Origin of the sequence: Streptomyces sp. NPDC088915, from assembly GCF_044749825.1 — a bacterium.
In the GTDB taxonomy this organism is placed as follows: Bacteria; Actinomycetota; Actinomycetes; order Streptomycetales; family Streptomycetaceae; genus Streptomyces.
This window is the reverse complement of the sequence record NZ_JBIVIR010000016.1, coordinates 55,789-68,635: the sequence shown is the minus strand read 5'-3', so window position 1 is coordinate 68,635 and position 12,847 is coordinate 55,789. Positions and strand designations below refer to the sequence as shown.

Below are 12,847 nucleotides of genomic sequence, written 5' to 3'. Positions count from 1 at the left end.
CTTAACCAGTGAGTAACCCACGCGTCGAGGGTTCCGCCGGGGGAGTCCCCGCCCGTCCGCCCGGCGTCACGCCGATTCGTTCCGCAGGCCGAGCAGCGAGCGGGCCACGGTGAGCGGTGGCTCGTTCCGCTCCCGGGCGAGCGCGACGAGGGCCCGGCAGGCCAGTTCGTTCACGCCGAAGGAGAGCGCGCCGGGGGAGACGCGGTTCGCGGCCTCCTCCGCCCGGGCCTGGTCGTCCTCGGCGCACGCGGCCACGTACACCGCCGCCGCCTCGAAGAGGTTGTGCCCCTGCCGGACGGGCCGCGCCGGCGCCGGCGCGGCGGCCCCGGGCGGCTTCCGGGCGAAGGGGAGGAGTCTGCGGAGTCTTTCCGGTACCTGCGTCACGGCCCGCCGCCTTTCCCGGGCACGACTGCCCGGCAGCTCCACCGTAGACAGGGAAGTGCCGGTGCAGAAGGGGGCGTTGGTGCCCGACGTCCGGACCCGGCGGGGGACGGGCCTCCCTGCCGAGGGGCGCCGTCGTGACTCAGCCCTCGCGGACGGACAGGGCCAGGTACCGGGTGTCCTCGTCGACGTAGTCCACGAGCCGCCAGCCGGCCCCGGCGAGCAGGGGGCGCAGCCGGGGCTCGGCGCGCAGGTCGTCCGGCGTGAGGGCGCGACCGTGCCGTGCCGCCAGGGCGGCCCGCCCGATCGGGTGGAACAGCGCGAGCCGGCCACCGGGCCGTACGACACGGGCGAGCTCCCGCAGACCGGCGGCGGGGTCCGCGAGGTGCGAGACGAGTCCCGCGCCGAAGACGGCGTCGAGCGCGCCCTCGCGGACGGGCAGCCGCCCGACGTCGGCGAGGAGCAGCGCCCCGCCGTCCGTACCGCCGCGCCCGGCCCGGACGGCCCGTTCGAGCATCTCGGGGGTGAGGTCCACCCCGACGACGGTGCCGGAGGGGCCGACGGCGGCGCGGAGCGGCGGAAGCGCGCGGCCGGTCCCGCAGCCCGCGTCGAGGACCGAGTCGCCCGGACGCAGACCGAGCTCGGCCACGGCGGCGGCGTACGCGGGGCCGTCGTCGGGGAACCGGCTGTCCCAGTCGGCGGCGCGGGCACCGAAGAACTCTCGGACGCGTGTGGGGTCGTCGCTCATGTGCTCATGATCCCTCACCCGCAGGGGTGACGGTCCGGTGCGCGTGCCACCCGTGTCGGCCGACCCGTGCCGCCCGCGCGGCTCCCCGACCAAAGAATCCCGAGGGAAGCAATCGATGGCCTACGAGCGCTCTGAGAGAACCGGCGCGGACGACGACGCGGACACCACCGACCTCGCCCTGAAGATCCTCGTCGCCGGCGGGTTCGGCGTCGGGAAGACCACCTTCGTCGGGGCGGTCAGCGAGATCCGGCCCCTGCGCACCGAGGAACGGCTCAGCCGGGCCGGGGAACTCGTCGACGATCCCGGCGACGTGGACCGGAAGACCACCACGACCGTCGCCATGGACTTCGGCCGCATCACGATCCGCTCCGGACTCTCGCTCCACCTCTTCAGCACTCCCGGTCAGGACCGGTTCTGGTTCCTGCGGGACGAGTTGGCGCAGGGCGCGCTCGGGGCGGTCGTCCTCGCCGACACCCGGCGCCTGGAGGACTGCTTCCCTGCGGTCGACTACTTCGAGCACCGGCGGATCCCCTTCGCGGTCGCCGTCAACTGCTTCACGGGCGCGCGTGCCTACGGCGCGCACGACGTCTCCCGCGCACTCGACCTGGACCGGGGCACGCCCGTCGTGCTGTGCGACGCACGCGACCGGGACTCGGGGAAGGGGGTGCTGATCCGCCTGGTCGAGCACGCCGGACGGATGCACACCGCCCTGCTCCTCGACACCGTCGGCTGAGCCGTAGACGGATCCGCCGACCGGGTGCCCGGACCGGGTGTCCGGGGCGGATGTCCGGGTCGGGCGTCCGGACGGACGGGGCCCTCGGCGCTCGGCCCTCACTCTTCGGTCTTCGGTCTTCGGTCCTCAGTTCGCGAGCTTCGGTCCTCAGTCCGCGAGACCGCCTTCCGCGATCACCTTGTCGATCCTCACCCGGACGAGGAGTTCGCCGGGAACGGCGTTGCGCGCGCCGAACTCCTCCGCCCGGTCCTCGCCCATGTAGCGGGCGCCGATGCGAGTGGCCCAGTGGCGCAACGCGTCCGGTTCCTCGCTGAGTTCGGCGCGTCCGAACAGCGAGACGAAGGAGAACGGCGGGTCCTCGTCGTCGACGCACAGGGACACCCGCCCGTCACGGGCGAGGTTGCGGCCCTTCACCGTCGCCTTCCCGGTGTTGAACAGGAAGTCGTCACCGTCGAGCACGAACCAGACCGGCACGACGTGGGGACTGCCGTCGTCGCGGACGGTCGCCAGCTTGCCGGTGCGGGTGCCCGCGGACACGAAGGCCCGCCACTGCTCATCGGTCATCCTCGTCATGCCTCCCATCCTGCGGCACACGCGGGCGCGGTGCAGTGCTTGCCCTGCCCACGACAGTGCGTAAGGCTTGCGCCGACACGCGGACCAACGGTGGCACGGGGAGCACGGGAATCCGGGTCGACGGGGACGCACCACGTAGGGGGAGGACGACTGATGGCGTTGGACAAGGGACTGGACTGGCTCCTGGACGACCTGACGCAGCGGGTCGGACACATACGGCACGCGCTGGTGCTGTCGAACGACGGCCTGGTGACGGGCGCGAGCAGCGGCTTGGTGCGCGAGGACGCCGAGCACCTGGCCGCCGTCTCCTCCGGCCTGCACAGCCTCGCCCGGGGCTCGGGCCGGCACTTCAAGGCGGGCCGGGCACGGCAGACGATGGTGGAGTTCGACGAGGCGCTGCTCTTCGTGACCGCCGCGGGCGAGGGCAGTTGCCTGTGCGTCCTGAGCGCGGCGGAGGCCGATGTCGGTCAGGTGGCCTACGAGATGACACTGCTGGTCAACCGGGTCGGCGAACACCTCGCCGTGGAGGCGCGGCAGCCCGGCCATCCGGGGGACGGCCCGTTCTGACCGTCCGTTCCGACGGCCCCTCCGACGTTCCTCCGTGATCTCCCGCCACGAGTTGTCCACAGGCAGTTGTCCACAGGGGGTGCGATGTTCGTCACTCTGCGTTACGTTTTTTCGGCGGGTCGGACGGATCCGCACCACGGAAAGTACGGACGTACGGGGAGGGCCGCATGATGACGGCGGAGGGCCACGACAGGACGGCGGACGAAGGGGCGCGCACGGTGACGCCGGCGCGGGCCGCGCAGGAACTGGAGCTGAAGCGCGACGAGTTCCGGCTCGCGGTCCAGCTCGGCCTGGTGCGGACGGCACCGGCGGGAGAGGGCGGGCGAAGGCGTGTCGAGCGGTGCGAGCTCGACCGCCTCAGGGCCGCGCCGGACTTTCCCGCCGGCCTGCGCGACCGGGTGCGCGCGGTGGGCACCGGGGAGGCCGCCGCACTCCTCGGGATCACCCCGGAGCGGTTCACCCGGCTGGCCCGGACGGGGCACCTCAGCCCGGTGCGGTTCTCCCTGAACCGCTACCGGGCGGTGGTGTGGACGTATCTGGCGGAGGAGGTCGCCGACTTCGGCCGCACCTGCCCGGCGCTGCTCGCGGGCCGGCTGCCGCAGGCGCTCCGCGAGCGCCTGGCCGCGCGCGAGGACCTGCGGCCGAGGAACTGGCGTGCGCGACGGCTCTCCCTGCTCCTCCGCGCCACCGACGACCCGTGGGCGCGGGCCGCGGCCATCGCCTCCCTGCTCGATCCGCTCCAGGCGGCCGAGGTCGTGGACGACCCGTACGAGCGCGCGCACCTCGACCGGTTGCGTCCGCCACCACCGCCCGGAATGCCGACGCCCGCGGCGGCGCGCGAGATCGCCGAGCGGCTCGCGCGGGCCGACGACCCCGACGAGATCCTCTGGCACCGGTTGAGCCTGGCGCTCGCCCTGGACGAGGCGCGGGCCGCGCGCCCGGCCCCGTACCCGGGGGAGACCGTCACGACTGCCACGACTGCCACGACTGCCACGACTGCCACGACTGCCACGGCCGTCATGGCTGCCAGGGCCACATCGGCCGTGCCGGCCGCCGGGAGGGCCGACGTCGTCCCCGTGCCTTCCGTACTATCCGGGGCGGCGGATCCGTGGGCCGTGCCCGTGACGGTACGCGGCGGCCCGCGGGCCCTGTCGGCGCGGTACCTGCCGACGGCGTCGCTTCCTGCGGCCGCGCCGCCCTTCGTGGAGGCACCGCCCCTGCCCGCGACACCACCGACGCTTCCGCCACCGCAGGAGACCCTCCCGGGTTCACCCCCGGCGGACCCCGCTCCCGCCGGGCGCCCGGCAACGGCAATCGGCCGTCCGGCCTCCCACCGGGCCTCCCGTCCGGCCCGCGCCCGGTTCCTCGACCGTTTCCGCCGGGAGAGGGCGAGCGGCGAGGCGCGCGCCCGGCGACGGAGGCGCCCGGTGGCCTGGCCCTGATACCGTCCGGGCCGGACGGCCAAGCGGGGCGGCGGCCCTCGCGGTGCGGCGCCCCCCGAGGGATGCTGGAGAGGTGGCGCGACGCGTGCGCGGCACGAGGAGCGCGAGGTCACCGGCGACCGGGGGGCCGTGAGGAGATGAGCGACGTGTACGACCTGCACATCGACACCGACGTCACCGTCCAGTTGAGCGACTGCGGTCGGGAGGACGCCCAGGCCGTCTTCGCCGTCCTCGACGCGGTCTACCGGCTGGAGGACATGACGGTCCCCGGCCCGCAGGCGGCGACGGGACCGTCCCCCACCGTCTGGACGGCCACGTTCGACACGGCCGGAGGAGAGCACCGGGAGGTGTCTCCCGCTCACCTGTCCGCCATGGTCGGCGTCACGCTCACCGGCGGCTACCACGCCGTCGACGAGGTCGAGAAGGTCCTGGCCGCCGGCTTCGACGTCCAGTCCCGGCACACCGTCTCCGGCGACCAGGAGAGGGAGGCGCGCCTGCTGCTCGCCTCCCGCTGAACGGCGGCCGCCTCGCGCGGGGCGTCGCCGTAGAAGACGCCGCCGTCAGAACGCCCCGGGAGACGCGGACAGGCGCTCCCGGGGCTCTCGTGTGCCCGTGAACGGTCGCTCGACCCCGCCGTCACCCCCGGTATACACCCTGTGTAGTGTGCATGTTCGGTCGCACGGCCCGCCCTGACCAGGCGACGGCCGCGGCCCTGTCGAACGTCATCGGGGAAAGCGGGTTCCACCATGTTCCGATCCAGGCTGCGCCGACGCGGGGGAACGGCCGCCACCCTGTTGCTCGCCGCGTCGCTGATGACGACGCTGAGCGGCTGCGGCGTCGACCCGCTCACCCCGCAGGAGGCGCGGGAGGAGGCGGGGTCGGACGACAAGCCGGGCGACACGGGGCGCCGCGTCGACTGCGCCAAGGCCAAGTGCATCGCGCTGACCTTCGACGCGGGGCCGGGCAAGGACACCCCCAGGCTCCTCGACATCCTCAAGGAGAAGCAGGTCCCCGCCACCTTCTTCCTGCTCGGCAGCAAGCACGTCGACCGCTACCCCGAGGTGGTCAAGCGCATATCCGACGAGGGCCACGAGGTCGCCAACCACACCTGGACGCACCGGATCCTGACGGACCTCGACGCCGCCGAGGTCCGCGAGGAACTGTCGCGCACCCAGGACGCCGTCGAGAAGATCACGGGGCGGAAGCCCACCCTGATGCGCCCGCCGCAGGGCCGCACCGACGGCACCGTGTCCGACGTCAGCCGGGAACTGGGGCTCGCCCAGATCCTGTGGAGCATCACGGCCAAGGACTACTCGACCGACGACTCGGCCCTCATCGAGCAGCGCGTCCTCGAACAGGCGCACGGCGACGGGATCATCCTGCTCCACGACATCTACGACGGCACGGTCCCGGCCGTCCCCCCGATCATCGACGAACTCAAGCGGCGGGGCTTCACCTTCGTGACCGTGCCGGAGCTCCTCGCCCCCGGGAAGGCGGAGCCCGGCACCGTCTACCGCCCCGAGAAGGACTGACGGTCTCGCCCGGGTCCGGCGCGGCCTCTGCCCGAAGGCGAAAGATCCTCCCGAAATAGGGTGATATGGGTCACACCCCTCACGCGGGAACTCTCGGAACATTCGGGAAAGGTCTACCGTTCATACATATGTGACGGCGGAGGGGCCCGGTCCCCGAGGTTCCCCCCCGAGAGGTGACCGCCCTTCGCCCGTCACGGCGATCGGCCCCGGTTGGAACCCCCCGTCCAACCGGGGCTTTGTCGTTCCCGCCTCCTCCCCTTCGTGGCACGTCCACGGCGCCCGAGGAGCGCCCGAGAGGCGCGCGCACCGGCGCGTTCGACTCGTTCGAGTGAGCCTCGGAATGACGGCCGAACCCCCTGGAAATGATCGCCCCGAGCCGGTGACGCGACCACTCACCGGCCCTCCGACCAGGGAAGATCACAGGGGGAACCATGCTCCGTGCCGCTTCGCGCGCCCGTCACGCCCTCGTGGCGGCGGCCGCCTCACTCCTGCTCGCCGGCTGCACCACCGTCGACGCCGGAGCACCCGCGAAGCCCGGCGTTCCGGCCACCGAGGCGGCCCGGGACGAGCTCCTCAAGGCCGCCGAGCGCCGCCTCGTCGCCGACTGCCTGAATGCCCGGGGCCTCACCCCCACGGCCAGGCCCCGCGCCCCGGACGAGGACCGCGCCTTCCGGGCGGCCCTCTTCGGCGCCGGACCCCGCGAGCTCTCCGTCACCCTTGCGACGGGCGCCACCGTCACCGCCCACACGGACGGCTGCCTCGCCACCGCCCGTCACCGGCTCTACGGCGACCAGCAGCGCTGGTTCCGGGCCCAGGTCACCGTCGACAACCTCCGCGCCGAGGCCCAGGACCGGATGCGCGCCGACCCGGTCCACCGCGCGGCCCTCGCCCGCTGGACCGGATGCGTGGCGCCACCTGACCGGCCCCGCCCCGACCGTCCCGACCCGGCCGTCGCCGCCCGTTGCGCCCGCGAGACCGGACTCGACTCCGTACGCGCACGACTGGAGTCCGCCGAGCTGGTCGCCGTGCGCGCCCTGCACCGCGACGAGCTCACCACCTACCGGCAGCTGCGCGACCGCGCGCTGCGGCGGGCGGCCGAACTGCCCGCGCCCATCCACCCGCCCCACCCGCAGAAAGGCCACACCCTCCCATGAAGCGAATCCTCGCCACCGCCGTCGCGACCCTGCTCGCCGCCACCACCGGTCTCGCCCTCGCCTCCTCCGCCGGAGCCGCCGAATGCCCCAGCGGCAACTTCTGCGTCTGGCAGGAGGCCGGCTTCGGCGGCCAGCGCGCCAACTGGAGCGGAGACGACGGCTGGTGGGAGAGCTGGATCTCCGACACCGACTCCTCCTGGGCCAACCACGGCATCTCCGGCCCCGGCATCAAGGACCACGTCCGCGTCTACGAGAACGCCTGGCAGGGCGGCGGCATGACCATCTGTCTCGCCCCCGGCCAGGAGGTCGGGTACAGCGGCGCCGCCAACGACCGCGGCGACTCCCACATCTGGGCGACCGGCTGCTGACTCCGGACCGTATCGTCTCGGCCGTCTCAGCCTCGGCCGTCTCAGCCTCAGCGGTCTCCACCCCGGCCGTCTCCACCCCGACCGCCTCCGCCTCGGCCGGTGCCGGGTCCGGCGGTGTCGGATCCTGTGGTGTCGGATCCGGACGGCGTCAGATCCGGCCGGGGGAGGCGGTCGGGTGGCGGAGGGCGGAGGCCAGCATCAGGCCCGCGCCGCGGACGACGCTGGTCGACGGGTCGTTGGCCAGGCGGAGGCGGGCCCGCAGGAGATGGGCCAGCCGGCCGGTCACGTCGAGGCGCAGGGCGCCGCCGCCCGTCACCAGGACACCCCGGCGCAGCGCCCCGCGCACGGCGCCCGTGCGGTCGCGCCGCCACAGGTCGCTCACCAGGTCGGCCGCCGTCCCGGCGACCGGGTCCGGGGCGCTCCCCGGGTCCGGCAGGTCGTCGAGGCCGACCTCGGCGAGCCGGGCGTCCGTGACGAGGCCGTCCACGACGAGCGTGACCTCGGTCAGCTGCGCGCCGAGGTCGACCACGAGCAGCGGACCGTCGCCGGGCGGGGCCGCGTGGGCCGCCGCGGCGCGGGCGCTGTCCACGGCGAAGACCCGCACCGCGCCGAGCCCGTCCACCACCCGCCTCACCGCCTCCCGCTCCTCCCGGCCGGCGAGCACCGGGTGGGCCAGCATCACGACGGTGTCGTGCCCGTCGCGGCCCGGTGCCCCGGCCGTCAGACGCCGCAGCAGCCGGAGCTGGGAGTCCGCGTCGGTCACGCGGCCGCGCAGCACCGGGCCGCTCGGCACGTCCGCGAAGACGCCCGCCCCCGGGGCCCAGGCGCGGGTCCGGGAGCTGCCGATGTCGAGGGCGATCCCGCGCACCGGCTGCCCGGCACCTCGACCGCCCTGCGCCGACCCGAACGATCCCATCGTCTCCGTCACTTCCGCGCCTTCCTCCCGGACCCGCTGAATGCGAGGCCGACATGGCACCTCACTATGCAGTATCCGTGGCGACAGCGCCATGCTGCTTGGAGATCGAAGGGGGTTCGCGGAGAACGGCTCAGCTTTCGGCACCCAGCCACAGATCAGGGCCGAAGACCTCGTAGTGGATGTCAGCCGCGGCGGTGCTCCGGCCGATGAGGTCGCCGCGCACGGCGCGCAGGAAGGGCAGCGGTCCGCAGAGGTACGCGGTCGTGCCCGCCGGCAGGTCGAGCGCGGTGACGTCCGCGCGGCCCGATCGGGCACCGGAGTCGCCCGGCTCCTCGTACCAGAGGTGCAGGGTCCCCTGCGGCAGCGCGTCCACGAGGCGCCGCAGTTCGTCGGCGTGCGCGTGGGACGCGGGCGCGCGGTCGGCGTGCACGACCACGACGGGGCGGGCCGATCCGGTCTCCACGAGGTGGTCGAGCATCGCCAGCATCGGGGTGCTGCCGATCCCGGCGGAGGCGAGCAGCAGGGGGCCGTCGCCCCCGGGCAGGACCAGGTCGCCGAACGGGGCCGACACCTCGACCGCGTCGCCCTCGCGGGCGTGCGCGTGCAGCCAGGACGAGACCTCGCCCGCCGGGTCGCCGTCGACCCGCTTCACCGTGATCCGCCACTGCGGGCGCCCGGGGGCGGAGGAGAGGCTGTACTGGCGGATCTGCCGGGCGCCGTCGGGCAGGGCGACCCGGACGCTCACGTACTGGCCCGGCCGGAACGCGGCCGCGGGGCTCCCGTCCGCGGGGCGCAGGACGAACGAGACCGTGTCGGCCGTCTCCTCCCGCCGCTCGGCGATCCGCATCGACCGCCAGACCCGGCCCTCGGGGACACCGGCCTCCTGGTACAGCCGGGCCTCCACGGCGACGAGGGCGTTGGCCATCAGCCAGTACACCTCGTCCCAGGCGCGCGCGACCTCGGGCGTCACCGCGTCGCCGAGGACCTCCACGATCGCGGCGAAGAGGTGCTCGTGCACGACCTTGTACTGCTCCGAGGTGACCCCGAGCGAGGCGTGCTTGTGGGCGATCCGCGTGAGCATCGCGTCCGGGCGCCGGTCCGGGTGCTCGAGGAGGGCCACGGCGAAGGCCGCTATGGAGCCCGCGAGCGCCTGCCGCTGTTCGCCGTTGGCCTGGTTGCCCCGGTTGAACAGGTCGCGCAGGAGCTCGGGGCGGGCGGCGAAGAGACGCCCGTAGAAGCGCTCGGTGATCCGGTCCAGGGCACCGCCGACGGCGGGCAGGGTGGCGCGGACGACCGGGACGGCCTGCTCGGACAGCATGGGGATTTCCAATCTGGTAGATCATCTACCTATTTAAAGGTGAGGAAAAACGCGCACCGGCGGTGCGCGCGGTCAGGGGGTGGGGCGGGGGGAGAGCGAGAGGAGGAGCGGACCGGTCGGCGAGGACACCAGCTCCGCCACGGTCAGCGGATCGAGCACCCGGTAGAACGCCTCCTGCGCCTCACGGAGCGCTCCCCGGAGCCGGCAGGCGGACCTGAGCGGGCAGGGTGGGTCGCCCTCGCAGGCGACGACCTCCTCCTCGCCCTCCAATGTGCGGGTCAGCCAGCCCACCGACGAGCGCCGGCCCAGCTCCGTCAGGGTGAGGCCGCCGCCGCGTCCGCGTCGCGCCTCGACCACGCCGAGGTGCTGGAGCCGGGTGATCACCTTCGCCATGTGGGCGTACGGCACGTCCATCGACTCCGCCACCTCGCGCGTGGTGACGGACTCCTCCTGCGCGGTGACCGCCAGGCGCATCACGGCACGGAGCGCCAGGTCGGTGAACTTCGTCAGCCTCACGGCATGACCGTATCAAAGAGGTATTTCAGATACGCATTCAGGGGGTGCGGTGTCGGCGGCGCCACGACGGCGCGGGCGTCACCCCCCGGAACCGGCCCGCCCTCCCCGAAAAAGCCCACCGGCGGCTCAGGACAGCACCTTGGCCTTCGCCTTCTCGAACTCCTCCGCCGTGATGGCGCCCTTGTCCTTCAGATCGGCGAGCCGCGCCAGCTCGTCCGTGGCGCTCGCACCACCGCCCCGCGTCCCGGCGGCCTTGCGGATGTAGTCCTGGAACGCGGCCTCGCTGTCCTTCGCCTGCTTGACGTCGCGCCGGCTCATCCCCTTGCCGCGGGCGATGACGTAGACCAGCACCCCGAGGTAGGGGAGCAGGATGCAGAACACCAGCCAGCCGGCCTTGCCCCAGCCGTGCAGGCTGTGGTCGCGGAAGATGTCGGTGACCACCTTGAACAGCAGGAACAGCCACATGACCCAGAGGAAGAACCACAGCATGGTCCAGAAGAGGTCGAGGAGGGGGTAGCCGTCCATGTCCGCACGCTCCGTTCCGGCGCCGGTCGGAGGAGACCGGTCCTTGGGGCGAGTCTCACTCGGGTGCCGCGCCCCCGCACGTCGTGGCGGCCCGCGGCTCGGGCAGAGCGTGGACCGGGGCCGGGACTGGGACTGGGACCGGGACCGGGAGCGGCTCAGGCGCCGCGCAGGGCGGCCAGCGCGCGATCCGCGTGCGCGCTCATCCGCAGCTCGCTGCGCACGACCTCCCGCACCCGCCGGTCCTGGCCGATCACGAACGTGACCCGCTTCGTCGGCGCGAGCGAGAACCCGCGCTTGACGCCGAACCGCTCCCGCACGGTGCCGTCCGGGTCGGACAGCAGGGGGTACCCGAGGGAGTGGCGCTCGGTGAACTCCTGCTGCCGCTCCACCCCGTCGGAACTCACCCCGACGGGCAGCGCGCCGACGGCGCGGAACTCGGCCGCCAGGTCGCGGAAGTGGCAGGCCTCGGCGGTGCAGCCCGGGGTGAGCGCCGCCGGGTAGAAGAAGAGGACGACCGGCCCCTCGGCCAGCAGCCCGGTCAGGGAGCGCGGGGCGCCCGTCTCGTCCGGAAGGCTGAAGTCCTCGACGAGGTCACCGACGTTCATGGAGGTCCGTCCCCGATCCGTTCCGCTGCGCCGCCGGAGCCTCCGGCGACCGGCCGGTGACGTTACCGCAGGGTAGGGCCCCCGGTCACCCCTCGGAACCCGTCACGCGCCCCGTGTCGCCCCGGCCGCGGCTCCCTCCCGCTCCTCCTCCGGACCCGTCACGTCCCCCGTGTCGCCTCGGCCGCGGCCCTCCCCGCTCCTCCGAGGGCTTCTGCGGCGGCGCGCCGGTCGAGCACGGCGAGGGCGCGGGCGCCCCAGCGCAGGTTCTCCTCCTCGAAGAACCGGCCGCGCATCAGCGTGAGGTACGGCCCGATGCGCTCCGCCTCGTCCAGGTAGGTCTCCTCCTCCCGGCCGGCGAGCATCCGCTCCCGCAGGCGGTCGTAGCGGGCGAGCTTCGCCCGGGCCGTCTCCATCCGCCGGGCCACGAACGCGCGGACGGCCGCGGTGTCCCCCTCGTCGCAGGCCTGCACCTGGACCATCAGCTCGTCGCGGACGGCGCTCGGGCGCGGGGGCGTCGACGTGTAGGCGGCCAGATCCCGCCCGCCCGACTCCGTGAGGCTGAACATCCGCTTGTTGGGGCGTCGTTCCTGCTCCACCACCCGGGCCGTGATCAGACCGGCCTCCGCCAGCCGGTCGAGCTCGCGGTAGAGCTGCTGCGGGGTGGCGGCCCAGAAGTTGGCGACGGACACGTCGAAGATCTTGGCCAGGTCGTATCCGGAGGCCTCGCCCTCCAGGAGAGCTGCGAGGACGGCGTGCTTGAGGGACATCCGGACACGCTAGCAGTCCGTTGAATAGTTTCTTCCGCACCTATTCAACGGAAGAAGGATCATCGGACCGGTCAGGGCCGCCCGCCCGTGGCACCCCGGCCCCTTCACTGGCACGTACGTCCGGCGCCCGCCTAGGCTGGAGGAGAGGGGAAGCCGCGGGGGAGCAGATCCGAGGGCAGCGCGATGGGCAGCGACACGTTCGTCTACACCACCTACATCCGGACCACCCCCGACGAGCTCTGGAAGGCGCTCACCGACCCGGAGCTCACCCGCCGCTACTGGGGCGTGGCCTTCGAGACGGACTGGTCCCCCGGCGCCCCCATGGTCTGGGAGGAGGGCGGCCGCAGGACCGCCGATCCAGAGCAGGTGGTCCTCGCGGCCGAGCCCGGCCGCCTCCTCTCGTACACCTGGCACACCTTCACCCCGGCCTGGGCGGACGCCGTCGGCCTCGGGCACGAGGTGTACGAACGCCTCGCGGCGGAGCCCCGGTCCCGGGTGGACTTCGTGATCGAACCGTCGGGCGACGCGGTCAGGCTGACGGTCACCCACGGCGACCTGGCGCCCGACGGCACCATCAAGGAGCTGATCGGCGAGGGCTGGCCCGCGATCGTCTCCAGCCTCAAGTCCCTTCTGGAGACCGGGGAGGAACTCCCGGAACCGCCCCGCTGACCCGGAGCGCCCGCTGCCCCGGGCCGTCCCCCG

The 12,847-nt window shown here is 73.7% G+C and carries 17 protein-coding genes and 1 pseudogene; 9 read left to right on the top strand and 9 right to left on the bottom strand.

Features of this window, described 5'->3' with window-relative positions:
- Positions 1–66: 66 nt before the first annotated feature.
- Both ACIP5O_RS26975 and ACIP5O_RS26970 read right to left on the bottom strand, forming a co-directional pair.
- Positions 67–384 (bottom strand): hypothetical protein, encoded by a 318-nt coding sequence (locus ACIP5O_RS26975; RefSeq protein ID WP_356545363.1) that lies wholly within the window; start codon positions 382–384, stop codon positions 67–69.
- A gap of 139 nt (positions 385–523) precedes the next feature.
- Positions 524–1,129, bottom strand: coding sequence for a methyltransferase domain-containing protein (locus ACIP5O_RS26970; RefSeq protein WP_356545361.1), 606 nt, complete (start codon positions 1,127–1,129; stop codon positions 524–526).
- Positions 1,130–1,180: 51 nt separating this feature from the next.
- On the opposite strand from ACIP5O_RS26970, the pseudogene ACIP5O_RS26965 reads away from it, so the two are divergent.
- Both ACIP5O_RS26965 and ACIP5O_RS26960 read left to right on the top strand, forming a co-directional pair.
- Positions 1,181–1,264: pseudogene (locus ACIP5O_RS26965) on the top strand (DUF742 domain-containing protein); the annotation flags it as partial.
- Positions 1,245–1,862, top strand: coding sequence for a GTP-binding protein (locus ACIP5O_RS26960; protein WP_401297479.1), 618 nt, complete (start codon positions 1,245–1,247; stop codon positions 1,860–1,862). The pseudogene ACIP5O_RS26965 and the gene ACIP5O_RS26960, both read left to right, overlap by 20 nt.
- Before the next feature lie 147 nt (positions 1,863–2,009).
- Here the strand turns inward: ACIP5O_RS26960 and ACIP5O_RS26955 are convergent, their stop codons facing one another.
- Positions 2,010–2,435, bottom strand: a complete 426-nt coding sequence (locus ACIP5O_RS26955) for a PPOX class F420-dependent oxidoreductase (RefSeq protein WP_401297478.1) — start codon at positions 2,433–2,435, stop codon at positions 2,010–2,012.
- A gap of 153 nt (positions 2,436–2,588) precedes the next feature.
- On the opposite strand from ACIP5O_RS26955, the gene ACIP5O_RS26950 reads away from it, so the two are divergent.
- From ACIP5O_RS26950 to ACIP5O_RS26925, 6 genes are all read left to right on the top strand, one after another.
- Positions 2,589–3,002 carry a roadblock/LC7 domain-containing protein gene (locus tag ACIP5O_RS26950; RefSeq protein WP_356545354.1) on the top strand — a complete coding sequence of 138 codons (414 nt, stop codon included), beginning with the start codon at positions 2,589–2,591 and terminating at the stop codon, positions 3,000–3,002.
- Positions 3,003–3,169: 167 nt separating this feature from the next.
- Positions 3,170–4,444 carry a DUF6397 family protein gene (locus ACIP5O_RS26945; RefSeq protein ID WP_401297476.1) on the top strand — a complete coding sequence of 425 codons (1,275 nt, stop codon included), beginning with the start codon at positions 3,170–3,172 and terminating at the stop codon, positions 4,442–4,444.
- A 137-nt stretch (positions 4,445–4,581) separates the two neighbouring features.
- Positions 4,582–4,959: a hypothetical protein gene (locus tag ACIP5O_RS26940; RefSeq protein WP_401297474.1), complete on the top strand. Its 378-nt coding sequence runs from the start codon at positions 4,582–4,584 to the stop codon at positions 4,957–4,959.
- A 231-nt stretch (positions 4,960–5,190) separates the two neighbouring features.
- Entirely contained in the window at positions 5,191–5,976 is a 786-nt protein-coding gene (locus ACIP5O_RS26935) for a polysaccharide deacetylase family protein (protein ID WP_401297473.1), read from the top strand.
- Between the two features lie 431 nt (positions 5,977–6,407).
- Positions 6,408–7,130, top strand: coding sequence for a hypothetical protein (locus ACIP5O_RS26930; protein ID WP_401297471.1), 723 nt, complete (start codon positions 6,408–6,410; stop codon positions 7,128–7,130).
- Positions 7,127–7,498 (top strand): peptidase inhibitor family I36 protein, encoded by a 372-nt coding sequence (locus ACIP5O_RS26925; RefSeq protein WP_401297469.1) that lies wholly within the window; start codon positions 7,127–7,129, stop codon positions 7,496–7,498. The genes ACIP5O_RS26930 and ACIP5O_RS26925 overlap by 4 nt, the downstream gene beginning before the upstream one ends.
- A 148-nt stretch (positions 7,499–7,646) precedes the next feature.
- On the opposite strand, the gene ACIP5O_RS26920 is transcribed toward ACIP5O_RS26925, so the two are convergent.
- The 6 genes from ACIP5O_RS26920 to ACIP5O_RS26895 all read right to left on the bottom strand — a co-directional run bounded on the left by ACIP5O_RS26920 (position 7,647) and on the right by ACIP5O_RS26895 (position 12,145).
- Positions 7,647–8,414, bottom strand: a complete 768-nt coding sequence (locus ACIP5O_RS26920; RefSeq protein ID WP_401297790.1) for a rod shape-determining protein — start codon at positions 8,412–8,414, stop codon at positions 7,647–7,649.
- 130 nt (positions 8,415–8,544) lie between these two features.
- A complete protein-coding gene (locus ACIP5O_RS26915) occupies positions 8,545–9,732 on the bottom strand; it encodes a globin domain-containing protein (protein WP_401297467.1) in 1,188 nt (395 codons plus the stop codon).
- Between the two features lie 72 nt (positions 9,733–9,804).
- A complete protein-coding gene (locus tag ACIP5O_RS26910) occupies positions 9,805–10,248 on the bottom strand; it encodes an RrF2 family transcriptional regulator (protein ID WP_401297465.1) in 444 nt (147 codons plus the stop codon).
- A 126-nt stretch (positions 10,249–10,374) separates the two neighbouring features.
- Positions 10,375–10,773 carry an SHOCT domain-containing protein gene (locus tag ACIP5O_RS26905; RefSeq protein ID WP_401297463.1) on the bottom strand — a complete coding sequence of 133 codons (399 nt, stop codon included), beginning with the start codon at positions 10,771–10,773 and terminating at the stop codon, positions 10,375–10,377.
- 155 nt (positions 10,774–10,928) lie between these two features.
- The gene (locus ACIP5O_RS26900; RefSeq protein WP_401297462.1) at positions 10,929–11,378 is read right to left on the bottom strand and encodes a peroxiredoxin; all 450 of its coding nucleotides are present in this window, start codon (positions 11,376–11,378) and stop codon (positions 10,929–10,931) included.
- A gap of 158 nt (positions 11,379–11,536) precedes the next feature.
- The gene (locus tag ACIP5O_RS26895) at positions 11,537–12,145 is read right to left on the bottom strand and encodes a PadR family transcriptional regulator (RefSeq protein WP_401297460.1); all 609 of its coding nucleotides are present in this window, start codon (positions 12,143–12,145) and stop codon (positions 11,537–11,539) included.
- A gap of 183 nt (positions 12,146–12,328) precedes the next feature.
- On the opposite strand from ACIP5O_RS26895, the gene ACIP5O_RS26890 reads away from it, so the two are divergent.
- On the top strand, positions 12,329–12,814 hold the full coding sequence (locus ACIP5O_RS26890) for an SRPBCC family protein (protein WP_401297459.1): 486 nt from the start codon (positions 12,329–12,331) through the stop codon (positions 12,812–12,814).
- Positions 12,815–12,847 lie beyond the last annotated feature (33 nt).

What these genes read in the sequence shown, in the direction of transcription:
- ACIP5O_RS26970 (WP_356545361.1), bottom strand. Translation starts at nt 1,129, where the DNA reads ATGAGCGACGACCCCACACGCGTCCGAGAGTTCTTCGGTGCCCGCGCC.
- ACIP5O_RS26960 (WP_401297479.1), top strand. Translation starts at nt 1,245, where the DNA reads ATGGCCTACGAGCGCTCTGAGAGAACCGGCGCGGACGACGACGCGGAC.
- ACIP5O_RS26955 (WP_401297478.1), bottom strand. Translation starts at nt 2,435, where the DNA reads ATGACGAGGATGACCGATGAGCAGTGGCGGGCCTTCGTGTCCGCGGGC.
- ACIP5O_RS26950 (WP_356545354.1), top strand. Translation starts at nt 2,589, where the DNA reads ATGGCGTTGGACAAGGGACTGGACTGGCTCCTGGACGACCTGACGCAG.
- ACIP5O_RS26945 (WP_401297476.1), top strand. Translation starts at nt 3,170, where the DNA reads ATGATGACGGCGGAGGGCCACGACAGGACGGCGGACGAAGGGGCGCGC.
- ACIP5O_RS26940 (WP_401297474.1), top strand. Translation starts at nt 4,582, where the DNA reads ATGAGCGACGTGTACGACCTGCACATCGACACCGACGTCACCGTCCAG.
- ACIP5O_RS26935 (WP_401297473.1), top strand. Translation starts at nt 5,191, where the DNA reads ATGTTCCGATCCAGGCTGCGCCGACGCGGGGGAACGGCCGCCACCCTG.
- ACIP5O_RS26930 (WP_401297471.1), top strand. Translation starts at nt 6,408, where the DNA reads ATGCTCCGTGCCGCTTCGCGCGCCCGTCACGCCCTCGTGGCGGCGGCC.
- ACIP5O_RS26925 (WP_401297469.1), top strand. Translation starts at nt 7,127, where the DNA reads ATGAAGCGAATCCTCGCCACCGCCGTCGCGACCCTGCTCGCCGCCACC.
- ACIP5O_RS26920 (WP_401297790.1), bottom strand. Translation starts at nt 8,414, where the DNA reads ATGGGATCGTTCGGGTCGGCGCAGGGCGGTCGAGGTGCCGGGCAGCCG.
- ACIP5O_RS26915 (WP_401297467.1), bottom strand. Translation starts at nt 9,732, where the DNA reads ATGCTGTCCGAGCAGGCCGTCCCGGTCGTCCGCGCCACCCTGCCCGCC.
- ACIP5O_RS26905 (WP_401297463.1), bottom strand. Translation starts at nt 10,773, where the DNA reads ATGGACGGCTACCCCCTCCTCGACCTCTTCTGGACCATGCTGTGGTTC.
- ACIP5O_RS26900 (WP_401297462.1), bottom strand. Translation starts at nt 11,378, where the DNA reads ATGAACGTCGGTGACCTCGTCGAGGACTTCAGCCTTCCGGACGAGACG.
- ACIP5O_RS26895 (WP_401297460.1), bottom strand. Translation starts at nt 12,145, where the DNA reads ATGTCCCTCAAGCACGCCGTCCTCGCAGCTCTCCTGGAGGGCGAGGCC.
- ACIP5O_RS26890 (WP_401297459.1), top strand. Translation starts at nt 12,329, where the DNA reads ATGGGCAGCGACACGTTCGTCTACACCACCTACATCCGGACCACCCCC.